Source organism: Paraburkholderia dipogonis, assembly GCF_042680985.1.
GTDB classification, from domain to species: domain Bacteria; phylum Pseudomonadota; class Gammaproteobacteria; order Burkholderiales; family Burkholderiaceae; genus Paraburkholderia; species Paraburkholderia phytofirmans.
Window position 1 is genome coordinate 524277 of the sequence record NZ_JBHUFR010000010.1, and the last position, 25751, is coordinate 550027.

Here is a 25751-nt window from a genome sequence, read left to right on the forward strand (position 1 = left end):
ATCCGCGCGTCACAGTTCGTGATACGTATCGTAGTGACGCGAGAACTCGTTACTACGCAGAAAGTTGGTGAACGTCATCGTCACGGACGCGTCGAGTCCTTCCACGTAGTGCCACCAGCCTATCGGCAGAAACAGCAATTCGCCGGGCGCGAGCGTGCATTCGATCAACTGCGCTTGCCGCATCGACGGGAAGCTGTCGTAGTCGATCGCCGCGCCGTCCACTTGCGAATAGCAATGCAGATGGTTAGCCATAAACGGCGTGTCCGACAGCGGCACGAGTTTGATCTGTTTGCGGCCAATCACCTGCGCCATGAAGTTGTTGGTCAGGTCGTGGTGAAACGGCGTCTTTGTTCCAGCCGGTCCCATCCAGAGGAAACCGGTGTCGGGCGATGCGGCGTCGAGATATTCATCGATCGGCGGCACGTCGAACCATAACGCCGCGAGCGCCGCGCGATTGTGCGAGGTGTTATTGGCGGTCATGTAGAAATCGTTAGTCGGCCCGCTCTGCTCGACGAGGTCGACATAGTCAGCAAAGCGCAACGTGCGCCGGAGCCTGGGCTGATTGATTTCGTAATTCGCGTCCGATTCGCGGCCGAACTGCACTTCCACTTCACGCTCGCCGCACCGCTCGCGAAGGTAGTCCCAATTCCACAGCGACCGCGCAGGCCAGAAGTCGAATGCGCCGGTGATGATCACCGGCCGGTTCTGAAAGTAGTACTGCTCAAAGAACGCGTCGCGCGACAAGCGTTCGCGCCGTTCAATCACACCGCTCGCCGCGCGCATGCGGTTGAGCTCGCCGTACACCGACAAAATCCATTCGCGCTTACGCAAACGATTGCGCAGACGCGTTGCACCGTGCAAATAAGGACTCGCGAGCGCCGCGTCGATTTCTCGCGTGGCGTCGGCTGCGTCGAAACCGTGACCGACCAGCGCACCATGCAACGCGGATGACGGTGCATCGAGCAGCAGATTTTCAGCGATCCAGCGGCGCCATGCGTCGTCGAACGAACGGGGCACAGAGGTCACGGCAATCTCTCCGAACAAGGGCAATCCGCAAAAAAGATCCGCAAACGAAAAAGCACGCGGACCTTGCGGCGCGCGTGCCTTTTAAACCAAGCAACCGAAGACAGACAACACGCTGCCTTCGGTCACGCGATTTTTACATCTTCACTACGTCGAGCAGCGTCTTCTTGCCCGACTTGTAGTTGTACAGCGAGATCACGCCGTGCTGAAGGTCGCCCTTCGAGTCGAACGTGGTTTCGCCGATCACACCCTTGTAATCCGTGGCCGGCATTGCTGCCAGGATCTTCGCCGGATCGGTCGAGTTGGCACGCTTCATAGCGTCGACGATGATGTACACAGCGTCATACGTGAACGGAGCGTAGATCTGGATCGGCTGACCGAAACGCTTCTGATACTTGGCGAGGAACGCCGAACCGCCAGCCATCTTCTCGAGCGCCATACCGGCTTCCGAGCAGACGATGTTGTCGGTTGCGTCGCCAGCCAGGTCCGCCAGCTTGTCGGTACACACGCCGTCGCCTGCCAGCACCTTCGCGCGCAGGCCGAGCTGCTTGGCTTGCTTGGCGAACGGGCCGCCGGTGGCGTCCATGCCGCCGTACATGATCGCGTCCGGGTTTTCGCCCTTGATCTTCGTCAGAATCGCGCGGAAGTCGACAGCCTTGTCGTTCGTCGCGTCATGCGACATCACGTTCAGGCCCAGCGATTTCGCCGTCTTTTCGAATTCGTTTGCCAGACCCTGGCCGTAAGCGGTCGAGTCGTCGACGATCGCGACGCTCTTCACTTTCAGGCCCTTGGCTGCGTAGTTAGCCAGCGCCGGACCTTGTTGCGCATCGGTCGCCACGACGCGGTACGTCGTCTTGAAACCTTGTTGCGTGTAGGCCGGGTTCGTTGCCGACGGCGAGATCTGCACGATGCCTGCATCGCTATAGATCTTCGAAGCCGGAATCGACGTGCCCGAATTCAAGTGGCCAACCACTGCAACGACCTTGTCGTCGACCAGTTTCTGGGCGACTTGAGTTGCCGTGCGCGGGTCAGCTGCATCGTCTTGCGCATCGAGTTGCAGCGTGATTTTCTGGCCACCGATCGTCAGGCCCTTGGCGTTGATTTCTTCAACTGCCAGACGCGCGCCGTTTTCGTTGTCTTTACCCAGGTGAGCGATACCGCCGGTCAGCGGTGCAACGTGACCGATCTTGACGACCGTGTCGGCTGCAGCCGAAGTTGCCAACGTCGCGAACAGCATCGCCGCAGCGCTGATCGGCAACAGCTTTTGAATCTTGATGTTCATGTAAGTCTCCAGTTTCGGTCCCAAAAACAACGTAATCGCCCTGTGCCCCCGCTTCCCCAACACGTGTCGCTCAGTCCCGTGGACGACCACGCCGGTTGCATCGTTCATGCACTTGGCCAGCACGCTTACCGGACTGTTTGTGGCAGGCGGCAAACCGTACTTGCGCGCAAGTGTAGGCCATCAAATTAATTTGTGGGGCTTTTTTGAGGAAGTGGGATGAACACTAATAGCGTTTATCCAACAGGCACCGATCCAAACTGGAGAGAGTGACTGGAGAGCACCAGCCCATGCGGGTTTCCGCTATGTGAGGCTTTCGTCTAACAGCACGGCCTAAAGCTTTTAGCGTGTTAAACCGTTAATCATCCGAATAGGCTTCATGCTTGAAAAGGAGACACGTCCGGACGCCGTCCGGATCAAGTTGAATCAGCGTTTGAACGCGGCGATGCGCGCGGCCGCCTCGCGCCATTCGTGTTCGAGTTGGCCCATCAGTTCGGCGGCGCCGATACCTTCGCGGCGGGTGCGGCCCAACGGCGCGCCCTGGCCCGACCATAGCGAGAGATAGTCGCCGTTTTCCGCGCGGCTCGCGGTTTGCCGCAACTCCTGCGTCAACGCGTTTTGCACCGGGTACGGCGCGATCTTCTGCGGCGCTTCGCTTAGCCGCTGCATCAACGGATTGCGTATGCCGCGGGCATGGCGGCCGGTAATCGCGCGCGTGACCGAAGTCGACGTGTCGGAGGTGGACCGCACGCGGGTTTTCCATGCCTGCGGAATCGCGCTTTCGTGACAGGTGAGAAACGCGGTGCCCATCACCGCGGCTTGCGCGCCGAGCGCAAGCGCGGCGACGATGCCGCGTCCATCCATGATGCCGCCGGCGGCGAGCACCGGCAGCCCGGTCGCGTCGACGACTTGCGGCACCAGCGCGAGCGTGCCGACCAGCGCATCTTCGAATGCGCCGATGAATGTGCCGCGATGCGCACCGGCCTCCGCGCCTTGCGCGGCAATCGCATCGGCGCCCGCGTCGCGCCAGGCCACACCTTCGGCGGCGTGCGTCGCGGTGCCTATTACATATAGATCGTTCGCGTGCAAACGGGCGACGTCGTCGGCCGGAAGCAAGCCGAATGTGAAGCTCGCCAGCGGCACGCGCAATTCGATCAGCATGTCCAGTTGCGCACGGAAATCCGGCGCGTAGCGTGCAAGCGGAGCGCCCGGCGGCAAACCGAGGTCGTGGCGCAAGGGATTGATGGCTTCGAGCGCGGTACGCACGGTCGCGTCGTCGGGCGAGGCCGGTTCGAGCACGAACAGATTCACGCCGAACGGACGATCCGTCAGCGCGCGAATCGCCGCGACTTCGCTCGCGATCTTCTCGGGCGAGAGCGCCGCGCCCGCCAGAAAACCAAGACCGCCGGCATTCGATACCGCGGCCACCATTGCCGGCGTCGTCGCGCCCGCCATCGGTGCCTGCACGACCGGCACACGCAACCCGAAACGCTCCGCAAACGGCGTCGCAAAACTGCCTTCACTCATGATGATTTCCTTCCCGGTCAATGCGCTCGCCATATGAGCGAGCCAACACGCTTCAATGTACCGAGGCGGCCCGCGCGGGAAAAATGAATTATCGAGAACGTTTCAATCGCCTTACGAGATTTTCGCCTCGCGGGGCCGCGCTGCACGGCGTTTCTTTTGATGGCAAACTGACCGCCCCGCTTCAGGCATTCAGGCCTCTGGCCTTCACTCGGACCGACCTCGCGCAGCCGCGCGCGAGTCAATGGAGAGCACCATGAGCACCACTTCCCGCTGGATCGACATTCCCGCCGGCAACGACAGCTTCGGCGGCTACCTGGCGTTGCCCAAAGGCGGCAAAGGACCGGCCGTCATCATCATTCAGGAAATCTTCGGCGTGAACGGCCATATCCGTTCGGTCGCGGATCAGTACGCGCAAGACGGCTACGTGGCGCTCGCACCGGACGTGTTCTGGCGCGTGCAACCGCGCGTGGAATTGACATACGACGGCGCCGATCGCGAGAAAGGCATCGAACTGATGCAGAAACTCAAGGTCGACGAAGCCGTGTCCGATATCGGCGCAGCGGCTGCGGCGCTACGCGCGATGCCGGAAGTGACCGGCAAGATCGCGGCGATCGGCTTCTGCTTCGGCGGGCGGCTCGCGTATCTGGCCGCGGCGCAAGGCACGCTCGACGGCGCGGTCGCCTACTACGGCGGCGGCATCCAGAACCAGCTCGACGAAGCCGCGAAAATCAAGGTGCCGATGCAATTCCACTACGGTGAACTCGACGCGCATATCCCGGTGTCGGCTGTCGGTGAGATTCAGGAACGCTTCGCTGGCCGCACCGACGCCGAATTCCACATCTATCCGAACGCCGATCACGGCTTCAACTGTTCGGACCGCGCGTCGTATAACCAGCGCGCCGCCGCATTGGCGCATGGCCGCACGCTGACGTTCCTCGGCGAACGTCTGTAAAGCGCGGTTTTTCGGTTGGCGCGGTTTTACCGGGGCGCGTTGCTGTGTGCCGCTGTTCGCGCCGACTGATTGCGCGCGTCTGTTGCGCTTTTTTAGCGGCGCTTTTCATTGGCGTCGGTAACTCGCGCGCGTAACTCAGTTACTCTCTCAAAGACGGCGTGTCAGTGGCACGCCGTCTTTTCCGTGTGCGGCAATCAATCCGGGCGACGAACCTCGCGGCGCGGTTCATCGCGCGCATGGACCGCCGGCCGATTCAATAATCGATAACGAGGGCTCATTCGTCGTGCATTCAGACTATCTCGCCCATGACGCCACCGGCCTCGCCGAACTGGTACGCAAGCGCGAAGCCAGCGCGCGCGAGTTGCTCGACATCGCGATTTCACGCACGGAAGCGGTCAATCCTGCGATCAATGCGATTGTCCTGAAGGACTACGATGCAGCCCGTCAACGCGCTTCACGCGACGACGCGAGCCGTGCGAACGGCGCAAGCCATGCCGATGGCGTCAGCGTGCAAACAGCGCTGGCCGGCGTGCCGTATCTGATCAAGGATCTCGGCGCGCCGGTCGCCGGACTGCGCATGGCCATGGGCAGCCGCCACTACCGCCATTTCATTCCCACCGAAGACGCGCCCGTGGTCGCACTGGCGAAAGCGGCCGGCCTCAACATCTTTGCCAAGACCAGCACGTCCGAACTCGGTCAGATGCCTTATACGGAGCCCGAACTGTTCGGCGCGTGCCGCAATCCGTGGAATCTCGACCATACGCCTGGGGGCTCGAGCGGCGGTGCGGCGGCGGCGGTAGCTGCCGGTATCGTGCCGCTCGCGCATGCGTCGGATGGCGGCGGCTCGATCCGCATTCCCGCGTCATGCTGCGGACTCTTCGGCCTCAAACCGTCACGCGGACGCGTGCCGCGCGGGAGCGCGGCGGTGACGTCCGGTGAACTCGGCGTCGATCATGCGGTGTCACGCAGCGTACGTGATAGTGCGTTGCTGCTCGATCTGCTGGGCGGCAACGTCGACCGGCCGCTCGGCGCGCCGGGCACGTTTCTGAGCGCGAGCCGCGAGCCGTGCAAGCCGCTGAATATCGCGTACGTCACCGAGCCGATGCTGGCGCCGTCGCTTTCCTCCGACGCGCGCGCCGCGCTCGACGACGCCGCGCAACTCGCCAGCTCGCTCGGCCATAACATCGAACCGGTGTCGCTCGGCATCGACTTCGCGGCAGTTCGTCATGCGTTCCTCACGCTCTGGTCCGTCACGGCAGAAGACCTGGTGTTGAACGCCGAGCGCATCAGCGGCCGCAAACCGCTGCGCGCCGAGTTCGAAATTTCAACGTGGACGATGGCGCATGTGGGCCGCAAACTCGGCGAACGCGGCCTGCCCGCCGCGCTCGAAGAACAGCGCCGCATCACCGAACGGCTCACCGATCTGCTGAATCGCTACGACGTGATTTTGTGCGCCACGCTCGCCGCGCCGCCGATCAAGATCGGCGAGATGCAGCCCACATCGGCGGAACGGATGCAGATGCGCGCCGTCACCACCATGCCGCTCAAAGCGCTGCTGAAGAAGGTGCTGGCGGAAGCGTCGGACAAGGCGTTTACGTGGGCAGGTTGCACGGAATTGTTCAATCTGAGTGGCCAGCCTGCCATGTCGGTGCCGCTCTACTGGAATGCGCGCGGGCTGCCGATCGGCGTGCAATTCGCCGCGCGCGTCGGCGGCGAAACGACGCTTCTGCGTCTGGCCGCGCAGCTTGAAACAGCACGGCCGTGGTTCGACAAACGGCCGCCGCTGATGCAGGCACGCAACTAGGCGAACGAACACACTGACGCTAGCAACGGACACTGCCGCAGAGAAGTGAGCCGGCCACACGAGCCCGCGCTCTTGCATCGCGAAGCTCCACGCAAACGGTGCCGCCGTTCAGGCCGGTTTGCGATGCGCGTCGAGATCCGCGTGACGCTGACCCGGAATGCAGGCCACCGCGACGATCGACAGCGCCAGTCCGCCCATCACGTAGTAAGTCGGCGCGAGCGGCGAGCCGGTGGTGTCGATCAGCCACGTCACGACAAACGGCCCGAAGCCGCCGAACACCATCACCGCAATGTTGTAGGCGAGCGATAAACCGGTCGAGCGCACGTTTGCCGGAAACAGTTCCGCGATCAGCGCGCCGAACGGTCCGTAATAGCCGGACAGCGTGATCGACAGCAGCGCCTGCACGAGAATCAGTGTCGACACGCTCGGCTCCGCGGCAAGCCACGCGAACAGCGGATAGATGATCACGAGGGTAATCACCAGCGACCACAGCGACAGCCCCTTGCGCCCGATCCGGTCCGACCATGCGCCGGCCAATGGCGACAGCACCGTCAACAGCAGATTGCCGACGATCACCGCGTAAAAGGATTGCGCGTAGGGCAACTTGAGTTGATTGACCGCGAAGGTCGGCAGATAGCTGATCAGCACATAAATCGTCACCGTGAGTGCGATCACCGAGCCGAGTCCGCAGAGCACGTCGCGGGTGTGAGTTCTGAAGACTTCGCCGAGCGTCGCGCGCCGCGCGGTTTTTTGCGCGAGCAAAAACGCTTCCGAATCGGCGAGATGCCGGCGGATATAAAAGCCAATCGGCCCGATGATCAAACCCAGAATGAACGGCACGCGCCAGCCCCAGGATTTCAACGCCTCGGGCGACAGTCCGCGAGTGATCGCGGCGCCCACCAGCGCGCCGAGCAGCAGCGCCGCCGCCTGGCTTGCCATCTGCCAGCTGCCGTAGAAGCCGCGTTTGGAAAACGGCGCTGCTTCAATCAACAACGCCGTCGAACTGCCGAACTCCCCGCCGGCGGAAAAGCCTTGCAGCGAGCGCCCGACTACGATCATCAACGGCGCGCCGATGCCGATCGCCGAATACGGCGGTGCGATCGCCAGCAGCAGAATGCCGAGCGTCATCAGCGCGATGACGAGCGACAACGCCGCTTTGCGTCCCGCGCGATCCGCGTAGAGTCCGAGTACGATGCCGCCGATCGGCCGCATGACGAACGCGACGCCGAACGTCGCGGTGGCGAGGAGCAACGACGAATAGTCGTTGCCGGCCGGGAAGAACAACTGGGCGATCACCACCGTCAGAAAACCGAACACGGTGAAGTCGTACCACTCGAGTGCGTTGCCGATCACAGCCGCGACGACGGCTCGCGTATGAAGGCTCCTTGACGCTGGTGTCATTCGGATCTCCAGCCTGCCAAAAGTATCCTGTAGTGCGTCGTTTTAGTGCAATGCCGTATTAGCGCGAGCCTTAGAAGTCGCATTGGAGTGTAAAGAGCGCACAGGCGGTTTTCAAGCAACAAAAAGACGTCTGCCACGCGGGGCGGCAGACGTCTGAATGATGGGACTTCGAATGTGCGCTGCCATGTTGCGGCGCATTTCGCGCAGCACTAAGGGCGGGTGCGGCTGATGGGTAATCAGGCTTTCTTGTTATATGCGCTGCACCAACCCTTGCTCGCGACCTGCTTGCCGGCGAACATCGGGCAGCCGGCGTAGGCGTCGGTCGGCTTGCCTTGGTAGAAGCTACAGTTGCCGCAGTCCTGACCTGCTGCGTATTTGGCGAACTTCGCCTTGTCGACTTTTGCGGCGTCTTCTTTGTAGCCGAGTGCTTGAGCGGTTGGATCGGTTTCGGAGACTTTCGGTGCGTCGGCGAATGCCTGGCGCGACAGCGCGAAGGTGGACGCCACACCAATGCTGGTGATCAAAAACGTACGACGGGAAGATTTCATGGGGACTCACTCCATTTATATTGAACTGATCGCCGTTCTGATGACAGCGGTCCCCAAGGATAGCAATGAAGCCGTCGCGTGTGACGGTCCAAATGATAGAGATAACCGAACTGGTACGGCTGCGCGATGGAATGTCGCGCGGAATGCGAATCGATCGCAGACGTAGGCGAGCGCTCGCGGTGGTGCGCGCTAACGGCGAACTCATGCATGAGTCGAGCGCGCGCAGCGAAACCGTGGCTGCGAATCACACGCGAATCACACGCGAATCAAGCGCGTCCGCTCAACTCGCACACTCGCTGCGCGATCGCGAGCGACGCCGTCAATCCTGGCGACTCGATGCCGAACAGATTGACCAGTCCACGCACACCATGCGCGGCTGGACCTTGAATCACGAAGTCGGCAGCGGGTTCGCCTGGACCGGATAGCTTCGGACGAATCCCCGCATAGGCGGGCTGCAATGCATCGTCCGGAAGCGCGGGCCAGTAGGCGCGAATCGCCGCATAAAACGATTCCGCGCGACGCGGATCGACGTCGTAACTGATTGCATCGACCCATTCGACATCGGGACCGAAGCGCGCCTGGCCGCCGAGGTCGATAGTCAGATGCACGCCGAGGCCGGCCTCGTTCGGCATCGGATAAATCAGGCGGCTGAATGGCGCGCGCCCCGAGATGCTGAAGTAGTTGCCGCGCGCGAGGTAGAGCGGCGGCACATGCCGCGCGTCGAGTCCGCGGATTCTGCGCGCCAACGCATTCGCCTGCAAACCGGCGCTGTTGATCACGCACGCTGCGCTGATCGTGGTCGGTGCTCCGCCGTCCACGTTGATAATGAAGCGGCCATTGCTCGCCTCGATCGCTTTGACCGGGGCGTGAAACGCGCACACCGCGCCGTCGCGTTCGGCGTCACCCTGCAGCGCCAGCATGAATTGATGACTATCGACGATACCCGTCTGCGGCGAGAACACTGCTTCGACACATTCGAGCGCGGGTTCGAGCGCTTGCGCCTGGTCGCCGGTGATTCGCATGAGGTCGAGCACACCGTTGTCGCGGCCTTTGGCCATGATGCTTTCGAGCTGAGGAATCTGGTTGCGCGATGTGGCGACCAGCAATTTACCGCAGCGTGAATGCGGCACGTTGCGCTCGACGCAGTAGTCGTAGAGCATCTCGCGGCCGCGCACGCAAAGCGCGGCTTTGAGCGAGCCGCGCGGATAGTAGATGCCCGCGTGAATCACTTCGCTGTTGCGCGAGCTGGTGCCCACGCCGATTGCTTCAGCCGCTTCCAGCACGATGACGTCGCGGCCCCGCGCCGCCAGTGCGCGCGCCACCGCGAGACCGATCACGCCGGCGCCGATCACTACACATTCGATTTGGTCCATGTCCCTTGACGCGGCCAACCTCGCCGCGCGCTGCCTCGTTCACCCGATCAAGATGAAGACAGGGTGCGGCTTTCGCGTGCCTTACGCCGCTCGCTGCCGAACACACCTGTCCATTCGCAACCGCTACGCAAAATTGTACGACGCCTTACAGACACAAATGCCCGCAGTCGGTAATGACTGCGGGCATGCGGTCTTGAGCGGGTCTCATACGTAGCGGCCGGACTTAATCAGTGTACGCCGTCGGGGGTCGCGGCGCTCGTTTCTTCGTATGTGGGACGACTGCGAGGCACTGTCGGGCTGCACTTTATTAATAGAAATAATTGCCGCGACATTCATTGTGTTTCGAGCACAGATTCCTGGGTTGGCCATAGAAAAGCCGCCCAAAGGCGGCTTTGCTACGAAAAAGTGGCAAAAATACTCAAAAACCGATGGGTTTTCGCCGGTTTCCGTGGTCGAGGCGAATGTCGCCCGCTTCGACATGATTCCTTCCGTCGATACGCGCCGCACCGAAGCCGTTGAGAATCGCGCGGCGCATTTCACGCGGCGACGCCCGCATCAGCGCGTCGAGCGCGTCGTCGCCCAGCACCTCGGGAAAGCGCAAGCCCCAGTTGTGCGCGCTGCGGATCTCGTCGTAGATCGCCTGCGCGATACGGCGCGCGCCGTCGCGATCCGGCGGCGGGATCTCATACACGTTCATCCGGTTCAGGATCGGCTCGGGAATCGAGCGTTCGTCGTTCGCCGTCGCGATCCAGATTACGTGCCCGGCGTTGATCGGAATCTCGGCGAACTCGTCGATGAAGGTCTGCGCCGTGTCATGCTCCAGCAGCGCATACAACGCGCCGAGCGGATCGTATTGCGAATCGCCGGTGGCCTTGTCGATTTCGTCGACGGCAATCACCGGGTTCGCGTAGCTGCCGTTCACGAGCGCATCGAACACCTTGCCCGGCTTCGCGTTCTTCCATTGCGACGAGGCGCCCGACAGAATCCAGCCTGCCGTGAGCGAACTCATCGCCACGTATTGATACGCGGTGCCGAGCAGGCGCGCCAACTGCTTGGCGAAGTGGGTCTTGCCGATGCCCGGGTCGCCGAGCAGGAGGATCGGCATCAGTTCGAGCCGGTCTTCGGTTTCGAGGCACAAGGCGACCTGCTTGCGAATGTCGTCGAGCGGCGCGGCAAAGTTGGGTAGCGCGTCGATTAGATCGTCGATCGACGGCATGCGGTTCGGCTTCACGCAAAAGCGCATATTGCCGGTTTTCAGCATCTTTTCGTAGGTTGCGCGCAGTGCCTCGTTCGCGCCTTCACCGAGATCGTTCAGCGCGGTCTCGACCTGATCGAGGTCGTACACCCTGCTGAAAGACGCCACGGCGATTTCTTGTTTGACCATTGCTGTTGTCATCGCTCACCCCGTCTGGCTGGTCTTGCTGCTGCGGCGCCTTGTATGGCGCCGTTTCAAGTCCAGTGTAACGACGGCACATTCACGTGCAAGCCAGCAGTCTCGCCACTCTGCTGCTAACAGCGGGTTGTTTTTGGTGATTCGCAGCCTTATGTGAAATGGATTATTGCTGAACCCGGCCCCGTTTGAAGTGTCAGAAAGGCGTTGTGCCTATCAGGGGTAAGATGGCCTTCTGACTAAGCGGCCGGATCTCGTGACCGGAGAATTCTTCTATGTGGAAAACCAGTATCGTGGCCGTGTTGCTCGGCACTTCGTTGCTTGCGAATGCACAACAGAGCGCATCACAGACCGCACCGCAAAGCGCACCACAACGGCCGGCGCCGCAGGTCGTGCAATGGCAGTTGCAGGTCATGCGCGACGGCCAGCAGATCGACGCGTTCGACGGCACCACCACCGTCGGCCAGGCGCGCACGGACACGCATCATAAGATGGTGCAGCATAACGTCGGCTGCAAGGATCGACCCGCGGGCAGTATCGATCTGGCGCGCACGCTGACCGTCTCGCCGCTGCAAGCGGATGCGAGCGGCGTCACCATGTCGATCGACGCGCAGGAGACGTTCGAGGAAGACGCCGCGCGGCAAACCGACACCGGCTGCAAGCTGCCGCCGCAGCCGCGTCAGGTGAGTGCGAGCCATCCGGGTTTGAAGGTGCCGACGGGGCAATGGGCCACCTGGACCATCGTCGACAAAGACCCGAACTTGGTCTATCGCGTGCATGCCAGTCTCGCGGACAGCGCAACCACGGCAAACTGATCGAACCGATGCAAAGTACACGCAAGCGAACACGCAAACAGCACGCGACTAACAAACGCCCCCAACCAGAATACGTGGACAACGCGGCATGCGAAACCCCGAAGAATTGATCCGCGAGAGCGTAGCGCCCAAGGATTTCGTTGCGGTGAGCTGGAACCTGCATAAAGGCCGCACACCGCTCGGCTTTCAGGCCTGGCAGGCCATGCAACGCTGGGTGCAATCGACCCACGCGGACGCCTATTTTTTACAGGAAGCGATGGCGCGGCGCATGCCGTCGCCGGTATTGGCGAGCAGTTTCGGCTCGCCGCTCGCCGATCCGTTGAGCGATGTCTGGCATTGCCAGGCCACTGAAATCGCGCGCGCGCTCGAACTTGAAATCGCGCTCGGCCCGAACGTCTTCAAACCGTCGTGGCGGCATGGCAATGCGATCCTGTCGCCGCATCCGCTCGATCTCGGCGGACGCTGGGACATCTCGGCGCATCGCTTCGAAAAGCGCGGTTTGCTGGTGGCGCGCGCGACTTTCGGTGGTCACTCGGTCACGCTGCTGTGCGCGCATCTCGCGCTTACGCGCTCAGCCCGCTTGCGTCAGATGAACTGGATCGCACATTGGATCGCGAAGGAAGCGCCTGAGGGTCCGCTAGTGCTCGCCGGCGACTTCAATGATTGGCGCAACGATTCCGTGCCGCTGTTCGGCGAACATGGTTTGCAGGAAGTGGCCACGTTGCTCGGCGAGTCGGGCCGCACCTTTCCGGCTTTCTCGCCCGCACTCGCGCTCGACAAGATGTTCGTGCGCGGCATGAAGCCGATCGAGTGGATCCAGCCGACGCAGGAAACCGCGTGGCTCTCCGATCACTTGCCGTATATGGCGCGCTTGCGGGTCGAATAGACGCAAACTCGAGCCGCATACCCAAGCGCGCGCCGCGCGTTAGTCCTTGTGCGGCGTCCATCTCACCGTCGCGGCGATCTCCTCGCCCGGCTGCAACACGCAGCCGCCTACGTGCTCATGCGGGCCGACCGCGTTGAAGCAATCCGTGGTGTTTGTCACGGGTTCCACGCACAGTTGCGGGTCGTTGGCGGGCGCGAATATCACCATGTGATCGAACGGAGCGTCGGCAGTCATCGTCAGTCGACGGTGTTCGTCGGGCCACGCGATGGTCGCTTCGCGCGACCAGTTCGCGAAGTTGTTGTCGAGATCGAACGCGTCCGGCGACATGCCTTCGCGCAACGCATTCACCGCGGGATGCGGGCCGAGATGCGTCGGCAATACATCGGCGTCCGCGTGCCACATGGCTTCCACTTCGGCGTACACGCGAGTCTGCGCGGTGCGCGGATAGTACGGGTGATGCCCCATGCCGAACGGCATCGGCCGATCGTGAAGGTTTTGCGCGGACAGCGTGATGCGCAAAGCGCCGCCGCTCAACTCGATTTGCTGACGCGCGCGATACTGAAACGGCCAGTCGCCAGGTATGCGGGCATCCGGTTCGTGCTCGAACTGCAGTTCAACCGAGCTTTCGGTACGCGCCCACACTTGCCACGGATGCCGCCACGCGTTCCCATGCAACGCGTGGGCGAAACGCGTGTCGTTGCCGGCGAGATCGATCGTGCGGCCGTCGAACTCGAAACGCGCGTCGCGAATGCGGTTGCAGTAGGGAAAAAGCGGAAAGCTCGCCATGCGCAGCGGATCGCGGTCAGCGAATGCCGCGGCCGAGGCCGGCCGCAACCAGTGCAACGGACCGTCTGGCGTCGTCTCGTAGAAGGCCGCCAGCGCGCCGCCCACTTCGGGCGCGATCACCACACGCAGCGAGCCGGCCGAGAGCGTGACGACCGTGGCCACGACCGCGGGATCGTCGAGCCATAGGACTCCGGTCGCAGACGGCCGGATCGAATTCAAGGAAACGTCGCGCATGGTCAGAAAAGGCCGTGCCTCGGGCGGATGGCGGCATGAACGCGCATTGGGGTCTCCTGTGACGTGCCGCGCACAGCGCGCGGCCGGCGGCCTGTCAGAATCCGCGCGACCGAGAATCGCACGCCAAAGCACAGGCGTCAATATTATTAGTAATAACTTCGGCAATTCAAGTTCATTCAGACAGCTAAGAAGCCTCCCAAATGACGGGTTACCGCGCGTTGCCGCGCGCATATTATTAGTGGTACCGTCAGGCACCAGAATGCCGACGGCATGTCCCAGCTTTAGCGCCGCTGCAGCGCGGCCCGCACAATGAAAAAATCGACTCAACGCCGTCCGACCATGACCGATATCGCCAAGCTCACTGGCGTGTCGCAATCGACTGTCTCGCTGGTGCTGAACAACGCGACCGGCGCGAAGTTCTCGGAGACTACCCGCAACAAAGTGCTGAAGGCCGCGCACGATCTCGGCTACCGGCTCTCGCTGCGCGAGCCGGTATCGGCCTCGGCCGATGAACGCAATCTGATTGTCTATCTCGCCGACGAAATTTCCACGAGTCCGCATCCGGTCGTGAACATCGACGGCGCGCGCGATGCCGCCTATGCCAGCGGCAAGATGCTGGCGGTCTATTCGACGCACGGCAACGCCGACATCGAGAAGCAGGTGCTGGACACCACGTTGTCGAATCCGCACGTGTTCGGCGTGATCTACGCGACCGTCTACACGCGCAAGGTGACGCCGCCGGCGGCGTTGTCGCAGGTGCCTACCGTGCTGCTGAACTGCTATACGGGCGAAGGCGGGTTTTCGTCGGTGGTGCCGGCCGAAGTGGCCGGCGGCCATCTGGCGACCGACTATCTGCTGCAGTCCGGGCATCGGCGCATTGGCTATATCAACGGAGAACCCTGGCAGGACGCGTCGAAGGATCGCCTCAAAGGCTACCGCACCGCGCTCGCCACCGCGGATTTGCCCTTCGCCCCGGAGATGGTGCGCGACGGCGACTGGAGTTCGGGCCTCGGCTTCGAACTGACGCTCTCGCTGATGCGCGAGCCCAATCCGCCGAGTGCGATTTTCTGCGCTAACGACCTCACCGCCATCGGCGCGATCGAAGCGTTGAAACAACTCGGCCTGCGCGTGCCCGAAGACGTTTCCGTGCTCGGCTACGACGACCAGGAAATCGCTCGCCACACGCATCCGCCGCTCTCTACCGTCGTTCTGCCGAACTACGAATTAGGGCGCTGGGCCGTCGAAACTTTGCTGCAGGAAGAACACAATCGCGCCGCCGGCGCGCCGGTGCGGCATCGCATGGTGAAACTCGACGGTCCGCTCGTCGAACGCAGTTCGGTCAGGGTAATTACCGAGGCAAAAAAGCCAATAATTAATATTATTAGTGATTGACCGATAATAATTCCGGATGAAATAATCGGCACGTCCGGTAGGGCAGGTCACCGTCGGCCGGCAAGAGAAATTAAAAGCAAATACACCTACCTCACCAGGTACTGGAGGAAGACATGGCGTCGCTCAACACGCAGTCGCGCAGACACGTGCGCAAGCAACAGATTCGTCCGCTGGCGGGTTCGTTGCTGGCTCTGGCAATCGGTTTTGGCGTCGCCACCGCGCACGCCGACGACGCGCTGCCGAAGTTGGCCAGCAAGACTCCGCTGAAGGTCGGCTTCGCGCAGACCGAAAGCAACAATCCGTGGCGTCTGGCGGAAACCAAGAGCTTCAAGGACATCGCCGCGAAGTGCGGCTGGCAGTTGGTCATGACCGACGCCAACAGTTCGAACTCCAAGCAGGTGTCGGACATCCAGAACATGATCGCGCAGCACGTCGACCTGCTGGTGTTCCCGCCGCGTGAAGAAAAGCCGCTTGCGCCGGTCGTGCTGCAAGCCAAGAAGGCTGGCATTCCGGTGATCCTGGTCGACCGCGACGTCGATCAATCGGTCGCCAAGGCGGGCCGCGACTACATCACCTTCATCGGCTCGGACTTCATCGATCAGGGACATCGCGCCGCTGACTGGCTCGTCAAGGCGACGGGCGGCAAGGCGAAGATCATCGAACTCGAAGGCACCACCGGCGCGTCCGCAGCGAACGATCGCAAGAAGGGCTTCGACGAGATCATCGCGAAGAACCCGGGCATGACGATCATCGCGTCGCAAAGCGGTGACTTCGCGCGCGACAAGGGCCGCCAGGTCATGGAAACGCTGCTGCAGGCGCATCCGGACGTGACCGCCGTCTACGCGCACAACGACGAAATGGCGCTCGGCGCGATCGCCGCGATCAAGGCCGCCGGCAAGCAGCCGGGCAAGGACATCCAGATCGTCACGATCGACGGCACCAAGGGCGGCATGGACGCGATCGCCGCCGGCGAACTCGGCGCGAGCGTGCAGTCGAGCCCGTTCTTCGGCCCGCTCGCGTGCGACGTCGCACAGCGTTACGCGAAGGGTGAAAAGATCCCGACGTGGGTCAAGGTGTCCGATAAGTTCTACGACAAGAGCAACGTGCAGCAGAACATGCAGTACGGCTATTGATCGCGAATCGGCGCCGCGTGCGCGGTTTTAAAGTTTGAGCGCTGTCCGTAGCGCAGCGTTCACCCGCTCCGGCGGCGCCCCGAAGAAGGAAGTCCCCCGCCTCGAAGCACGTCCTGCTTGAGACATCGGGATCGGGGATGGCCTTGCAGGACGTCCCCGCCCCGAATCTGTCTCCTCGGGGGGCGGGCGACGGGAAGGGTTCGGAGCGACGCGTTCGTGGCAGCACGAACCGTCGCTCCGCTTTTATGCGGCGTAACATGGTTCGACGACACCGCCTGCATCAGAGCCCGAACGAAGGGCCAACCGGCTCGCACGTGCAGCGCATGGCGCGCACGCGGCAAATCAGGCAGCAGCATCAGGAGGACATCCGTGACGGAATCCGGCAAAGAGACGCCACATTCTCCCCTTACCCGTTCGCCGCTACTCGAGATGCAGGACATCGGCATCAGCTTCGGCGGCGTACCCGCGTTGCGCAGCGCCAATCTGAGCGTCGCCGCCGGCGAGGTGCATGCGCTGATCGGCCAGAACGGCGCGGGCAAATCGACCATGATCAAGATCCTGACCGGCGCGTATCGACGCGGTTCGGGCAGCGTGCGCTTCGAAGGCCGCGAAGTCGATTTCCGCACGCCCAAGCAGGCGCGCGAAGCCGGCATCAGCACAATCTATCAGGAGATTAATCTGGTGCCGTTCCGCTCGGTGGCGGAGAACATTTTCCTTGGCCGTGAGCCGCGCCGCTTTGGCTTGATCGACTGGCGCGCGGTGCAGCAACGCGCCGCCGCGCTGCTCGAATCGTTCGGTTTGCAGATCGATGTGAAGAAGCCCGTCGGCCGCTATTCGACCGCGATCCAGCAGATGGTGGCGCTCGCGCGCGCGGTGTCGTCGGACGCGAAGATGGTCATCATGGACGAGTCCACTTCTTCGCTCGACGAACGCGAAGTGGAACTGCTGTTCACCGTGGTGCGCAAGCTGCGCGACGACGGCCGCGCGGTGATCTTCGTATCGCACCGGCTCGACGAACTGTACGCGCTGTGCGACCGCGTCACCGTGATGCGCGACGGCCAAACGGTCGCGCAAAGCACGATGGCGGACATGGACAAACTGCAACTCGTCACGACGATGCTCGGCCGCACGCTCGCCGCCGTCGTGCAGGACGACGCCGAGGCGCGCGAAGCGAACCTCGCGCGGCGCGGCAAGCAGATGATCGCGGCCAAGCAACTGAGCGCGCACCCGAAGGTGAGCGACGTCTCGCTCGAAGTTCACGCCGGCGAAGCGGTCGGTCTCGCGGGCCTGCTCGGCTCGGGCCGCACGGAGACCATGCGTCTGATGTTCGGCGCCGATCCGCTCGAACAAGGCTCACTGTCGATCGGCGGAGAAACGGTGGCATTAAAGTCTCCGCAAGACGCGATCTCGCGCGGTCTCGCGTATCTCACCGAAGACCGCAAGGCCGAAGGCATCGTCCCGGAACTCTCGGTGCGCGACAACCTCACGCTCGTCTGTCTACGCACGCTGGCGAAGAACGGCGTGGTCGACGTGAAGAAGCAGCAGGCGATCGTCGATCGCTTCATTGCGTCGCTTGGCATCAAGCTGCGTTCCGCCGATCAGCCGATCCGCGAACTGTCGGGCGGCAATCAGCAAAAGGTTCTGCTGGCGCGCTGGCTGGCCGCCGAGCCTTCGCTGCTGCTGCTCGACGAACCGACGCGCGGCATCGACGTCGGCGCCAAGGCGGATGTGGCGAAGATCGTGCGCGAGTTGCGCGATGCGGGCCTCGCCGTGCTGCTGTCCGCCTCGGAACTGGAAGAACTGACCGCGGTGGCCGACCGCGCGGTGGTGATCCGCGACGGCCGCACGGTGGCCGAACTGAACGGCGCCGACATGAGCGAGACCGCGATCATGGACGCCATCGCCTACGGCAGCGACGGCCATTCGCAACTGGCCGAAGCCGCGCAAACGGCAAACGCCGCACATATCGAAGACGCGTTGGAGGGCGACCGTCATGGCGCTTAAGTTGCACACCGAATCGCTGCATACCGAGCCGCGCGTCGGCGAAAGCGCCCAGCAGATGACGGCCGCGCCGCCCGCCAGCGCGGCAACGACGGTGCGCAAATGGCGCCATCTCGCCATGCAGCGCGAAGTGATCGTGCTGCTCGCGATGGTGCTCTTCAACCTGATCTTCACGCCGCACTTCTGGTCGCTGCAAACCTTCAACGTCAACATGACGCAGGTGGTGACGATCGTGATCGTCGGCATCGGCATGACGCTGGTGGTCGCGACCGGCGGCATCGATTTGTCGGTGGGCGCGTCGATGGCGATCTCCGGTGCGCTCGCACCCATGCTGTTTCTCAACATTGCGGGCCCGGGCGGCATCGCGCTTGCGTTCGTGCTGCCGGTGCTGGCCGCCGCGCTGTGCGGTGTGTTCAACGGCTTGCTAGTGACGAGGTTATCCGTTCAGCCGATTGTCGCGACGCTGGTGCTGTTCATCGCCGGACGCGGCATCGCGCAAGTGGTCACCGACGGCAGTCTGCAAGCGTTCAACACGCCCGCTTTCCAATGGATCGCGCTGGGCAAGGTCGCGGGCGTGCCCTTTCAGGTGCTGCTGATGCTGGCGCTGGTGGTTCTGTTTGCGTGGGTCGTGCGCAAGACGCTGTTCGGCCAGTATCTGCTGATCACCGGCGGCAACGAAAAGGCGGCCTATTTGTGCGGCGTGCCGACGGCCACCGTGAAGCTGATCGCCTACACGCTCTGTGCGGCGCTCGCGGGACTTGCCGGGCTGATCTCGATCTCCGTGAATTCGTCCTCGGATGCGAACGTGGTCGGGCTCGGTGTCGAGCTCGATGCGATCGCCGCGGTTGCCGTCGGCGGCACGGCGCTGACGGGCGGCAAGGCGTATATCGGCGGCACGCTGATCGGCGCGCTGATTATCCAGTTGCTGCGCTACACGCTGCTCGCGCACGGCATTCCCGACGCGGCGGCGCTGGTGGTGAAGGCCGGCATTATCGTCGCGGCGGTTTATGTGCAGCGGCGCTCGCGCTAGGTCTCGCTAAATCACGCGCCTCAGAGAAAATTCCGGACTCGATGCGATGAAAAAGAATCTTCCTATCCTGCTCGCGCTGGCCGCGCTCGTCGTATTCGGCCTCGTGCGCTACGAGCATTTCGGCTCGGCGTACAACATCACGTCGTTCTGGCGCTACAACTCGATGTTCGCGCTCATCTCGGTCGGCATGGCGTTCGTGATCATCACGGGCGGCATCGACCTGTCGGTGGGTACGGTGGCCGCGCTGGCGAGCGTCGTCGCCGCGCTGACCAGCGCGTACGGCGGCTGGGTCGCCGTATTGGCCGGATGCGGCGCGGGGCTCGCGGTCGGCGTGCTCAACGGACTGATCATCACGCGCCTGAAAATCCTGCCGTTTATCGTCACCCTCGCGACCAGCCTTGGCGCGCACGGCGTCGCGCTGCTGCTCGGCAAGAACGATGCGGTGTCGATTGCCGCCGAGTCGAACTTCGGCAACTTCGGCCAGGGCGATCTGTTCGGATTGCCGATTCCGGGCATCGTCGCCGTGGTGGCGGCAGTGGGCGGCTGGCTCGCGCTACGCAGCACACGCTTCGGGCGGCACTCGCTGTCGATCGGCGGCAGCGAGGAAGCCGCGCGGCTGATGGGCTTGAACGTCGACCGCACACTGGTGATGGCGTATGCGGTGAGTGGCCTGCTCGCCGGTATGGCGGGCGTGATCCTCGCCGCGCAGTTCGGCGCGGGGCAACCCAACGAAGGCGTCGGCTGGGAGCTGTTCGCGATCTCGGCGGTCGTGCTCGGCGGTACGTTGCTCACGGGCGGCGAAGGTTCGATCGCGATGACGATCGCCGGCGTGCTGCTGCTCGGGCTGGTGTTCAATCTGCTGAACTTCGAGAACGGGCTGGGGTTTATCAGCTTGTCGGCGTACTGGCAGTCGGTGATTCGCGGCGTGTTCCTGCTGCTGGTGATCGTGTTGCAGGCTCGTGTGTTGAAGCAGCGCGGGAAAAAACGGGTCGCGGCTCCGGCGTGATTGGCGCGAATTACGTGCGGCTTGGCTTGATCCATTTGAGAAATGGCGGGGGACGGCATGTAGCGCGGCGCTGTTTTGTTGCTCCACTTGCCCGTGTCCCGGAGTAATTAAAACGACGAACCCCCGATTTCTTACCCCAACTGGGATTCCGGGGCACCGGGCGGCCGCCGATACGCCTTTGTGTACCAACACGGTACAGTCAAAGTTACTCCGGCAAAAACCTCATCACGAACCCTTCGCGCGTCCCGCCACGATCCTTTTCCTCACCGGTTGTCACGCTTTTGCCAGTTTTATCAGCAGGGTCAATGCTGCAGCGCACGGCGGGTTTCGGTATGATCCTGAAAATGTTGCCCGCGCGGCGCGCCTACCCGGCGCATCCCGGACAACCGGTGGCAGCCGCCCTGCGCGGCATTCGCCCATCGCCGCACCCCTGCTGAAGCGCGTAGCCGCACCACGCCAACGTACTCCGCGGCGCCGATCGCCAGGACATCCGGCACCGACGCTTCCAGGTCCGGTAACCCGCATTACCACGCTCAACCGCCGCGCCGCAGCCCACAGGCAGCGGGCGCGGTAAAATAGCGGATTGCGCGTGATTCCCGTATGGGTTAGCGCAGCATCGCCCTTGCCGTGCCGGCCGGCTCAAAACGACTGGCCGCCCTTGTTTTCGCACTATCCAAGAAGCCATGAGCAACCTGAATTCACAAACCGTCCTGAGCGTCCATCACTGGACCGATACGCTTTTCAGCTTCACTTGCACGCGCGACCCGGGGTTCCGTTTCGAAAACGGCCAGTTCACGATGGTGGGCCTCGAAGTCGACGGCAAGCCGCTGATCCGCGCCTACAGCCTCGCGAGCGCGAACTACGAAGAGCACCTCGAATTCCTGAGCATCAAGGTGCAGGACGGCCCGCTCACGTCGCGCTTGCAGCATCTGAAAGTCGGCGACGAAGTCCTGATCGGCAAGAAGCCGGTCGGCACGCTGATGGCCGACAACCTGCTGCCGGGTAAGACGCTGTGGCTGTTGTCCACCGGCACGGGCCTCGCGCCGTTCATGTCGATCATCAAGGATCCGGACATTTACGAGCGCTACGAGCGCGTCGTGCTCACGCACACCTGCCGTTTCGTCGACGAACTGGCGTACAAGGAATACATCACGGATCACTTGCCGGCGCACGAGCATCTGGGCGAGCTGGTTCAGGAAAAGCTGCTGTACTACCCGACCGTCACGCGCGAAGCATTCCAGAACCGCGGCCGCATCACCGAACTGATCGAAACCGAAAAGCTGTTCGCCGACCTCGGCGTGCCGGGTTTCTCGCTCGAAAACGACCGCGTCATGCTCTGCGGCAGCCCGCACATGCTGCGCGACACGCGCAAGCTGCTCGACGACGCTGGCTTCCAGGAAGGCAGCAACAACTCGCCGGGTCACTACGTGGTCGAAAAGGCCTTCGTCGGCTGAGTCACGTTCCGATCTTCGCGGCCCGCAACCGCGAAATCAGCAAAAAGGAGCCTTTGGGCTCCTTTTTTTTGCCCAGTTACAATTTGGCGTCGCTAGACTGACATTCGGTGTCGGTATTCTTCCTACAAATCGGGCGTTGCAATTCATCAACCATTGCGTGAAATGTAGGCGCTAACCCTTGGTGCGCCTGCATTTTTTCTTTTAATGAGATATCATCGCGGCGCATCATCAGTCGAATCGACCCGCCTGCCGTGGCCTATCCGCCATGTTACTGAATGTAAATTTCGTTACGTCACACTGTAGCGATTCGTCCGTTGCGCCCTAAGTGCGACGGCCTGCACCTGGAGGCCAGAGACCCACATGCGTTCTTTCGTCTTCGCGCCGCTAATGCGCACCCGCGTCGCTGTCCACAGCGCTTCCTGACAGGGAAAGTCATGGATACGTCGACTGTCGTCCCGTTCACCGCTCCTCTTGCTTCGTCACCGGCACGTGACGGATTCGACGCGTGCGCCGCGGCCGAGCCGATTGCGCTGACTTCGGCGGCCGATCGGGAACTTGCGCGGCTGCACGCCCGGGTGCGCGAACTCTCGGCCGAGCTGGTTCAGGCGCAGGAAGCCGCTTGCCGGCACGTGGCGCGTGAGTTGCACGATGGCGTGGGCGCCGAACTGACGGCGACGCGTTTCGCGCTCGCCGGCGTCGAAACCTGGCTGCCCGCCGACGCGCCGCCGCAGTGCGCCGCCGCGCTCGCCGTGGCGAACCGCTCGCTCGACGCCGTGTGCGAGGCCAGCCGCCAGGCTGTCGCGGAATTGCATGCGCCGTCGCTCGAAGCCGGCATTGTCGGCGCGCTGGCCCATTGGACGGGCGACTTCGCCGCACGCACGCAATTGCGCACGAGCTTTGTGTGCGCCGCCGACGTGCGTCTCACGCGCCTGCCCGCCGACGCCACGCTAGCCGTGTTCCGCGTCGCGCAGGAAGCGCTGAACAATATTGCCAAGCACGCGCGCGCCGAATCCGCCGACGTGCGGATCGAAACCAGCCGCCGTCACCTCACGCTGATCATCAGCGACGACGGTGTCGGCGTCACGCGTAACGCCCGCAGCCGCCTTGGCCATTTCGGCCTGAGCGGCATGCAGGCGCGCTGCGCGGCTTTCGACGGCACGCTGCGCGTGAGCGCCCGGCGCGCCGGGTCGGAGCGCGGCGAGAACAACGAGAACGGCAAGGCGTCGCGCGGCACCCTCGTCCGCGCGCGTTTTGCCTGGGACGCGATGCTGGCGCACGCGCCACGCGCGGCCCGGCACGCGCTGCAATCGTGAGTACGCCATCATGAGTCTGCGCATTCTGCTCGCCGACGACCACGCCGTGGTTCGCCAGGGCGTCCGCCAGTTGCTGCTCGACCGCGGCGTGGCGCGCGAAGTCACCGAAGCGCAAAGCGGCGCCGAAGCGCTCGACGCCGCGGCCCGGCACGCCTACGACGTGGTGCTGCTGGACATTTCGCTACCCGACATGAACGGCGTCGAAGTGCTCAAACGCATGAAGCGCAAGGCGCCGCGCGCGGCCGTGCTGATGTTCTCCATGTACCGCGAGGACCAATACGCCGTGCGCGCCCTGAAGGCAGGCGCCGCCGGCTACCTGTCGAAAACCGTCGACGCCGCGCAGATGATCAGCGCGATCAAGCAGGTTGCGGCGGGCCGCAAATACGTGAGCCCGGCGATGGCCGAGGCGCTCGCCGACTACGTTTCCTTCGACGGCGAACAGTTGCCGCACGAAAAGCTCTCCGACCGCGAATATCAGACGCTGTGCATGCTCGCGTCGGGCAAGCGTCTGACGGATATCGCGGTGGCGCTCTCGCTGTCGGTGAAAACGGTGAGCGTGTACCGCACCCGGCTGCTCGAAAAAATGAAGCTGCGCAATAACGCCGAACTGACGTTTTATGTGATGAGCAACCGGCTCATCGATCTGAATCCGGCGATGGCGGGCTGACGGCGGTTCGTTCTCGGCGCGACGTCGTGTCGCTGACCAGCTTGCCCTTGCCGCGACTCACCGCCAGGAAGCGATTCCCGCCCGGCTGACCGCGCATCGAGCGAAAGCTTTGCGGTCATTGCCTGTCCCGCGGACGAACGCGCCGCGCAGATCCTCTTTGCCGGAGATTTTCAGCCCGGCGCATCGGCCCTGAAATGCACGTCCCAGCACGGTGCAAGGGCATGCATCCGTTAAAATCGCGGGTTTTCCCGACATTCGGCGCGCAACACGCGTGCACTACTGGAGACCCCGCCAATGTCCCTGTTCCGCAAAAAGAACGTCGAGCACATGATCGCTGCGAGCGCTCAGAACGCCGGCCTGAAAAAAGCGCTCGGCGCGCTCGATCTGACCTTCCTTGGAGTCGGCGCCATTATCGGCACCGGTATTTTCGTGCTGACCGGCACGGGCGCCGTGCAGGCCGGCCCGGCGCTGATGATCTCGTTCCTGATCGCGGCAATCGCCTGCGGCTTTGCAGCGCTCGCCTACGCCGAATTCGCTTCGACGATCCCGGTGGCCGGGTCGATCTACAGCTACTCGTATGCGACGCTCGGTGAACTGGCCGCGTGGATCATCGGCTGGGACCTGATGCTTGAGTATGGGCTGGCCACCTCCGCGGTGTCGGTGGGCTGGTCGGGCTATCTGCAATCGTTGCTGTCCGGCTTCGGCGTGTCCTTGCCGGTCGCGCTGACGGCGGCGCCGGGCGCGTTGCCCGGTCATGACACGCTCTTCAACCTGCCCGCCTTCCTCGTGATGATGGCGATCACCGCGCTGTTGTCAGTCGGCGTGCGCGAGTCGGCGCGGATCAACAACATCATGGTCGCGATCAAGGTCGTGGTGGTGTTGCTGGTGATCGGCGTGGGCGTGTTTCACGTGACGCCGGCCAACTGGCATCCGTTCATGCCAAACGGCTGGAACGGCGTGTTCGGCGCGGCAGCGGTGATGTTCTTCGCGTTTATCGGGTTCGATTCGGTATCGTCCGCGGCGGAAGAGGTGAAGGACCCGAAGCGCGATCTGCCGATCGGAATCATTGCGTCGTTGGGCGTTTGCGCGGTGTTGTATGTGGCGGTGGCTGCCGTGGTGACCGGCATCGTGCCGTCGGCGCAGTTTGCGAATATTTCGCACCCGGTGTCGTATGCGTTGCAGGTTGCTGGTGAGAAGTGGGTCGCGGGATTTATCGACCTTGGCGCCGTGCTGGGCATGCTGACGGTGATTCTGGTGATGGCTTACGGGCAGACTCGGGTGATTTTTGCCATGTCGCGGGATGGGTTGTTGCCTGAGCGGCTGTCGCGGGTGCATCCGCGGTTTGCTACGCCGTTTTTTACCACCTGGCTCGTTGGGATTTTCTTTGGGTTGATCGGGGCGCTCGTGCCGTTGAATGTGTTGGCCGAGCTGATCAATATCGGCACGCTGGCCGCGTTTTCGATGGTGTCGATCGCGGTGCTCGTTTTGCGGAAAACGCATCCGGATTTGCCACGCGCGTTTCGGTGTCCTGGGGTGCCGGTTGTGCCGGTTTTGGCAGTCGCTTCCTGTTTGTTTTTGATGGTTAATCTTCAGGCGGTTACCTGGATTGCGTTTGTTGTTTGGTTGCTCGTTGGGATGGTTATTTATTTTGGCTATTCGCGGCGGCATTCGAAGTTGGGTAAGTGATTTTCTTCACTCCGCGCGGGATACAGTTTTCTTGTTCTCGGGTGTCGGCCT

At 62.8% G+C, this 25751-nt stretch carries 21 protein-coding genes; 13 read left to right on the forward strand and 8 right to left on the reverse strand.

The window, feature by feature from the left end; translation table 11 throughout:
* Positions 1-9 precede the first annotated feature (9 nt).
* The 3 genes from ACFSNN_RS14880 to ACFSNN_RS14890 all read right to left on the reverse strand — a co-directional run bounded on the left by ACFSNN_RS14880 (position 10) and on the right by ACFSNN_RS14890 (position 3829).
* On the reverse strand, positions 10-1026 hold the full coding sequence (locus tag ACFSNN_RS14880; protein ID WP_134457333.1) for a cupin-like domain-containing protein: 1017 nt from the start codon (positions 1024-1026) through the stop codon (positions 10-12).
* A 133-nt stretch (positions 1027-1159) separates the two neighbouring features.
* Positions 1160-2305: a branched-chain amino acid ABC transporter substrate-binding protein gene (locus ACFSNN_RS14885; RefSeq protein WP_134457334.1), complete on the reverse strand. Its 1146-nt coding sequence runs from the start codon at positions 2303-2305 to the stop codon at positions 1160-1162.
* A 423-nt stretch (positions 2306-2728) separates the two neighbouring features.
* A complete protein-coding gene (locus ACFSNN_RS14890) occupies positions 2729-3829 on the reverse strand; it encodes an NAD(P)H-dependent flavin oxidoreductase (RefSeq protein ID WP_134457335.1) in 1101 nt (366 codons plus the stop codon).
* 253 nt (positions 3830-4082) lie between these two features.
* Between ACFSNN_RS14890 and ACFSNN_RS14895 the strand changes: the two genes are divergently transcribed.
* Both ACFSNN_RS14895 and ACFSNN_RS14900 read left to right on the forward strand, forming a co-directional pair.
* Complete coding sequence (locus tag ACFSNN_RS14895; RefSeq protein WP_134457336.1) at positions 4083-4781, forward strand: dienelactone hydrolase family protein; 699 nt, start codon at positions 4083-4085, stop codon at positions 4779-4781.
* A gap of 283 nt (positions 4782-5064) precedes the next feature.
* The gene (locus tag ACFSNN_RS14900) at positions 5065-6585 is read left to right on the forward strand and encodes an amidase (protein WP_134457337.1); all 1521 of its coding nucleotides are present in this window, start codon (positions 5065-5067) and stop codon (positions 6583-6585) included.
* A gap of 108 nt (positions 6586-6693) precedes the next feature.
* Here ACFSNN_RS14900 and ACFSNN_RS14905 read toward each other — a convergent pair whose 3' ends face one another.
* The 4 genes from ACFSNN_RS14905 to ACFSNN_RS14920 form a co-directional block, all read right to left on the reverse strand.
* Positions 6694-7986, reverse strand: a complete 1293-nt coding sequence (locus ACFSNN_RS14905) for an MFS transporter (RefSeq protein WP_134457338.1) — start codon at positions 7984-7986, stop codon at positions 6694-6696.
* Between the two features lie 236 nt (positions 7987-8222).
* A complete protein-coding gene (locus ACFSNN_RS14910) occupies positions 8223-8534 on the reverse strand; it encodes a high-potential iron-sulfur protein (RefSeq protein WP_134457339.1) in 312 nt (103 codons plus the stop codon).
* A 266-nt stretch (positions 8535-8800) separates the two neighbouring features.
* Positions 8801-9907: an NAD(P)/FAD-dependent oxidoreductase gene (locus ACFSNN_RS14915; RefSeq protein ID WP_134457340.1), complete on the reverse strand. Its 1107-nt coding sequence runs from the start codon at positions 9905-9907 to the stop codon at positions 8801-8803.
* Positions 9908-10325: 418 nt separating this feature from the next.
* On the reverse strand, positions 10326-11303 hold the full coding sequence (locus ACFSNN_RS14920) for an AAA family ATPase (RefSeq protein ID WP_134457341.1): 978 nt from the start codon (positions 11301-11303) through the stop codon (positions 10326-10328).
* A 269-nt stretch (positions 11304-11572) separates the two neighbouring features.
* On the opposite strand from ACFSNN_RS14920, the gene ACFSNN_RS14925 reads away from it, so the two are divergent.
* A complete protein-coding gene (locus tag ACFSNN_RS14925; protein ID WP_134457342.1) occupies positions 11573-12112 on the forward strand; it encodes a hypothetical protein in 540 nt (179 codons plus the stop codon).
* A gap of 88 nt (positions 12113-12200) precedes the next feature.
* A complete protein-coding gene (locus tag ACFSNN_RS14930) occupies positions 12201-12998 on the forward strand; it encodes an endonuclease/exonuclease/phosphatase family protein (RefSeq protein WP_012431452.1) in 798 nt (265 codons plus the stop codon).
* A 39-nt stretch (positions 12999-13037) separates the two neighbouring features.
* On the opposite strand, the gene ACFSNN_RS14935 is transcribed toward ACFSNN_RS14930, so the two are convergent.
* Positions 13038-14018, reverse strand: coding sequence for an aldose 1-epimerase (locus ACFSNN_RS14935; protein WP_134457343.1), 981 nt, complete (start codon positions 14016-14018; stop codon positions 13038-13040).
* 339 nt (positions 14019-14357) lie between these two features.
* Between ACFSNN_RS14935 and ACFSNN_RS14940 the strand changes: the two genes are divergently transcribed.
* The 9 genes from ACFSNN_RS14940 to ACFSNN_RS14980 all read left to right on the forward strand — a co-directional run bounded on the left by ACFSNN_RS14940 (position 14358) and on the right by ACFSNN_RS14980 (position 25700).
* Positions 14358-15410 carry a LacI family DNA-binding transcriptional regulator gene (locus ACFSNN_RS14940; protein ID WP_134459044.1) on the forward strand — a complete coding sequence of 351 codons (1053 nt, stop codon included), beginning with the start codon at positions 14358-14360 and terminating at the stop codon, positions 15408-15410.
* Between the two features lie 113 nt (positions 15411-15523).
* Complete coding sequence (locus ACFSNN_RS14945) at positions 15524-16543, forward strand: ABC transporter substrate-binding protein (RefSeq protein ID WP_012431449.1); 1020 nt, start codon at positions 15524-15526, stop codon at positions 16541-16543.
* Positions 16544-16972: 429 nt separating this feature from the next.
* Positions 16973-18547, forward strand: a complete 1575-nt coding sequence (locus tag ACFSNN_RS14950) for a sugar ABC transporter ATP-binding protein (RefSeq protein ID WP_244322856.1) — start codon at positions 16973-16975, stop codon at positions 18545-18547.
* Positions 18537-19574, forward strand: coding sequence for an ABC transporter permease (locus ACFSNN_RS14955; protein ID WP_208949490.1), 1038 nt, complete (start codon positions 18537-18539; stop codon positions 19572-19574). The genes ACFSNN_RS14950 and ACFSNN_RS14955 overlap by 11 nt, the downstream gene beginning before the upstream one ends.
* Positions 19575-19620: 46 nt before the next feature.
* On the forward strand, positions 19621-20580 hold the full coding sequence (locus tag ACFSNN_RS14960) for an ABC transporter permease (protein WP_134457345.1): 960 nt from the start codon (positions 19621-19623) through the stop codon (positions 20578-20580).
* A gap of 683 nt (positions 20581-21263) precedes the next feature.
* Positions 21264-22034: a ferredoxin--NADP reductase gene (locus tag ACFSNN_RS14965; protein ID WP_106283905.1), complete on the forward strand. Its 771-nt coding sequence runs from the start codon at positions 21264-21266 to the stop codon at positions 22032-22034.
* 434 nt (positions 22035-22468) lie between these two features.
* Complete coding sequence (locus tag ACFSNN_RS14970) at positions 22469-23347, forward strand: sensor histidine kinase (RefSeq protein WP_134457346.1); 879 nt, start codon at positions 22469-22471, stop codon at positions 23345-23347.
* 10 nt (positions 23348-23357) lie between these two features.
* Entirely contained in the window at positions 23358-24014 is a 657-nt protein-coding gene (gene rqpR / locus ACFSNN_RS14975; RefSeq protein ID WP_012431442.1) for a response regulator transcription factor RqpR, read from the forward strand.
* A 294-nt stretch (positions 24015-24308) separates the two neighbouring features.
* Positions 24309-25700, forward strand: a complete 1392-nt coding sequence (locus ACFSNN_RS14980; protein WP_134457347.1) for an amino acid permease — start codon at positions 24309-24311, stop codon at positions 25698-25700.
* Positions 25701-25751 lie beyond the last annotated feature (51 nt).

What these genes read in the sequence shown, in the direction of transcription:
- rqpR (WP_012431442.1), top strand. Translation starts at nt 23,358, where the DNA reads ATGAGTCTGCGCATTCTGCTCGCCGACGACCACGCCGTGGTTCGCCAG.
- ACFSNN_RS14905 (WP_134457338.1), bottom strand. Translation starts at nt 7,986, where the DNA reads ATGACACCAGCGTCAAGGAGCCTTCATACGCGAGCCGTCGTCGCGGCT.
- ACFSNN_RS14950 (WP_244322856.1), top strand. Translation starts at nt 16,973, where the DNA reads ATGCAGGACATCGGCATCAGCTTCGGCGGCGTACCCGCGTTGCGCAGC.
- ACFSNN_RS14925 (WP_134457342.1), top strand. Translation starts at nt 11,573, where the DNA reads ATGTGGAAAACCAGTATCGTGGCCGTGTTGCTCGGCACTTCGTTGCTT.
- ACFSNN_RS14965 (WP_106283905.1), top strand. Translation starts at nt 21,264, where the DNA reads ATGAGCAACCTGAATTCACAAACCGTCCTGAGCGTCCATCACTGGACC.
- ACFSNN_RS14910 (WP_134457339.1), bottom strand. Translation starts at nt 8,534, where the DNA reads ATGAAATCTTCCCGTCGTACGTTTTTGATCACCAGCATTGGTGTGGCG.
- ACFSNN_RS14895 (WP_134457336.1), top strand. Translation starts at nt 4,083, where the DNA reads ATGAGCACCACTTCCCGCTGGATCGACATTCCCGCCGGCAACGACAGC.
- ACFSNN_RS14960 (WP_134457345.1), top strand. Translation starts at nt 19,621, where the DNA reads ATGAAAAAGAATCTTCCTATCCTGCTCGCGCTGGCCGCGCTCGTCGTA.
- ACFSNN_RS14940 (WP_134459044.1), top strand. Translation starts at nt 14,358, where the DNA reads ATGACCGATATCGCCAAGCTCACTGGCGTGTCGCAATCGACTGTCTCG.
- ACFSNN_RS14920 (WP_134457341.1), bottom strand. Translation starts at nt 11,303, where the DNA reads ATGACAACAGCAATGGTCAAACAAGAAATCGCCGTGGCGTCTTTCAGC.
- ACFSNN_RS14890 (WP_134457335.1), bottom strand. Translation starts at nt 3,829, where the DNA reads ATGAGTGAAGGCAGTTTTGCGACGCCGTTTGCGGAGCGTTTCGGGTTG.
- ACFSNN_RS14955 (WP_208949490.1), top strand. Translation starts at nt 18,537, where the DNA reads ATGGCGCTTAAGTTGCACACCGAATCGCTGCATACCGAGCCGCGCGTC.
- ACFSNN_RS14935 (WP_134457343.1), bottom strand. Translation starts at nt 14,018, where the DNA reads ATGCGCGACGTTTCCTTGAATTCGATCCGGCCGTCTGCGACCGGAGTC.
- ACFSNN_RS14970 (WP_134457346.1), top strand. Translation starts at nt 22,469, where the DNA reads ATGGATACGTCGACTGTCGTCCCGTTCACCGCTCCTCTTGCTTCGTCA.
- ACFSNN_RS14945 (WP_012431449.1), top strand. Translation starts at nt 15,524, where the DNA reads ATGGCGTCGCTCAACACGCAGTCGCGCAGACACGTGCGCAAGCAACAG.
- ACFSNN_RS14930 (WP_012431452.1), top strand. Translation starts at nt 12,201, where the DNA reads ATGCGAAACCCCGAAGAATTGATCCGCGAGAGCGTAGCGCCCAAGGAT.
- ACFSNN_RS14885 (WP_134457334.1), bottom strand. Translation starts at nt 2,305, where the DNA reads ATGAACATCAAGATTCAAAAGCTGTTGCCGATCAGCGCTGCGGCGATG.
- ACFSNN_RS14915 (WP_134457340.1), bottom strand. Translation starts at nt 9,907, where the DNA reads ATGGACCAAATCGAATGTGTAGTGATCGGCGCCGGCGTGATCGGTCTC.
- ACFSNN_RS14980 (WP_134457347.1), top strand. Translation starts at nt 24,309, where the DNA reads ATGTCCCTGTTCCGCAAAAAGAACGTCGAGCACATGATCGCTGCGAGC.